This is a genomic window from Lactobacillus sp. (assembly GCF_051873315.1).
Taxonomy (GTDB): Bacteria; Bacillota; Bacilli; order Lactobacillales; family Lactobacillaceae; genus Lactobacillus.
This window is the reverse complement of the sequence record NZ_JBJEES010000067.1, coordinates 1-2,436: the sequence shown is the minus strand read 5'-3', so window position 1 is coordinate 2,436 and position 2,436 is coordinate 1. Positions and strand designations below refer to the sequence as shown.

General features: G+C 49.0%; 3 protein-coding genes. All 3 read left to right on the top strand.

Annotated features, from left to right (window positions below; all coding sequences use genetic code 11):
• The first annotated feature begins 242 nt into the window (after positions 1-242).
• Positions 243-983 carry an ABC transporter ATP-binding protein gene (locus tag ACI32D_RS04270; RefSeq protein WP_439775403.1) on the top strand — a complete coding sequence of 247 codons (741 nt, stop codon included), beginning with the start codon at positions 243-245 and terminating at the stop codon, positions 981-983.
• A complete protein-coding gene (locus ACI32D_RS04265) occupies positions 980-2,164 on the top strand; it encodes an ABC transporter permease (protein ID WP_439775402.1) in 1,185 nt (394 codons plus the stop codon). The genes ACI32D_RS04270 and ACI32D_RS04265 overlap by 4 nt, the downstream gene beginning before the upstream one ends.
• Before the next feature lie 5 nt (positions 2,165-2,169).
• Positions 2,170-2,436, top strand: a 267-nt coding sequence (locus ACI32D_RS04260; RefSeq protein ID WP_439775401.1) for a TetR/AcrR family transcriptional regulator, incomplete at its 3' end; no start/stop codon positions are given.

The window sequence follows — 2,436 nt, the reverse complement described above, 5'->3', positions numbered from 1 at the left end:
GACTGCGACATCCTGGTCGTTCGGCACAACAAGGCTGCTTTGGACTAAGTCCAGCATAATTTTTTAACCGCTAAACCGCTTGGTTTGGCGTTTTTTTCTGCTTTCATTCCGCTCTGCCTTACTTTTTTAAAAAAACTCTTGCTAAGTGAGTGAACACTCACTATAATTCTTTCTTGTAGGTGAGTGATTACTCACTTACTGAGAGAAAAAGATAAAAGGTAAGCAAAGAAAAGGAGCACATTATGACCGAAGAAGAAAAGCTGATTCTGCTGGATCACGTCAACAAAAACTTTGGTGAACACAGAATTTTAGATGAGATCTGCTTAAGCCTGCATCCCGGCGAAATCGTTGGTTTAATCGGTCCGTCCGGCGCGGGCAAGTCAACCATGATCAAGGTTATGCTGGGCATGGAAAAAGTTTCAGCCGGCAAGGCCCTCATCTTGGACAAAAAGATGCCGAACCGGCATATCCTGGGTGAGCTGGGCTACATGGCCCAAGCCGATGCCCTGTATGACAATTTGACTGCCCGGGAAAACCTGCACTTTTTCGCGGTCATGAAAAACATCCCCAAAAGTGAAATCATTTATCAAATCGATCATGCCGCTGAAGTCGTCGATTTAACGCAGAGCCTGGATGAGCGAGTCAAAAACTTTTCCGGAGGAATGAAGCGTCGGCTTTCCCTGGCAATCGCCCTGCTTGGAAAACCAAGGCTCTTGATTCTTGACGAGCCCACGGTTGGCATTGACCCAGCTTTGAGGCGGCAGATTTGGCAGGAGCTGAGACACTTGCGCGACAAGGGCCGCGGCATTCTGGTCACCACCCACGTCATGGATGAAGCAGAACTGACTGACCGTGTTGCCCTGCTCTTACACGGGCAGATCATTGCTTTTGACTCACCAAAGCAACTGGAGGCCGACTACCAGGTCTCCACAATCGAGGGTGTATTTTTACAAGCTGAACAACAAGAGGAAAACGAAATATGAGAACTTTGACAATCACCAAAAAAGTCTTAACTGAACTGAGCCGAGACAAACGCACCCTGCTTTTGATGTTCGTCGGCCCTTTGATTATCCTCTGGCTGATGAACACCATGTTTTCCGCCAATAGTGACGTTAAAGTGACTCTAGCCACGGTCAATGTCAAACAGGAAGTCGTCAGCGATCTAGATAATCTTTCAGGCGTTTCCGTCAAAAAATATTCCAGCAGCTCCAAGGCAAAGCGGGCTCTCAAGAAGCGGCAGGTTGACGGCGTTATTATCAGAAAAGGCAACCGCTACACAGTTACCCACGCCAACATCGACTCCAGCAAGACAGCCCTAACCAAGTCAGCGCTCAAAGCCGCCCTGGTTAAAAGCCAGACCAAAAACACGGCCAAACAGGCAGGCAAACTCAAGCAAAGCTTGATAACTCAGCAAAAAGTGATCAGCAAGCTAAGTCAGTCGCTGGCCAAGCTCAGCGGAAAAAATGCTGCTATTCAGACCAGCATTCAAGCCAGCGGTCAGATCAAGGCAAGCAGCCAGAAGGTAAAAATTGTCAACCATTACCGTTATGGTGACAAGGACACTGGCTACTTCGCCAAGATCGCGCCAATTTTGATGGCCTTCTTCATTTTCTTCTTTGTTTTCTTGATTTCTGGCATGGCCCTCTTGGGCGAACGGACAACTGGTACGCTTGACCGCCTGCTAGCCACTCCTGTCAAGCGCAGCGACATCGTCTTTGGCTACATGCTGGGCTACGGGATCCTGGGCCTTTTGCAGGCGATCGTCATCAGCGTTGCTGGCATTTATATCTTAAAAATTGAAGTTGTTGGCAGCCTGGCTGATCTCACGCTTGTCTGCGTACTGACCGCCTTCGTCGCCCTAGCTTTTGGCCTGCTTTTATCCACCTTTGCCGAATCTGAATTTCAAATGATGCAGTTTTTGCCTTTGGTAATCGTGCCGCAGGTCTTCTTCTCCGGAATCATTCCTCTTTCCTCCATGGCCAGCTGGGTACAAGTTATTGGTAAAATTCTGCCTTTGACCTACGCTGGCGACGCGATGACTGGTATCATTATGGAAGGAGCAAGTCTTGCCCAGCTAGCAGGCGACCTGTGGGCCCTGGTCCTCTTCCTAGTCATCTTGACCGCGGTCAACATTCTGGGCTTGAAACGTTATCGAAAGGTGTAATTTAGATGAGCGATGCAACGATTCTGGAAGACTATCAAGGATTATTACAGAGCAAAAAGCTGCCCCAGGGGCAAAAGAAGGCCCTCTTTGCGGCCATCGAGCTCTTTTCCAAGCAGGGCTTTGACGGCACCTCTACCGCCCAAATTGCCAAACGGGCAGGGATCAGCCAGGCCACGATCTTCAAGTACTATAAAACCAAGTCCGACCTGCTGAATGCGGTCATCAGCCCGGTGGCCCACGAGCTTTTTCCTAAGATTCAAGAAGACTTCATC

Bases quoted from the DNA above. Each gene is read 5' to 3' on its own strand.
- ACI32D_RS04270 (WP_439775403.1), top strand. From the start codon at position 243: ATGACCGAAGAAGAAAAGCTGATTCTGCTGGATCACGTCAACAAAAAC.
- ACI32D_RS04265 (WP_439775402.1), top strand. From the start codon at position 980: ATGAGAACTTTGACAATCACCAAAAAAGTCTTAACTGAACTGAGCCGA.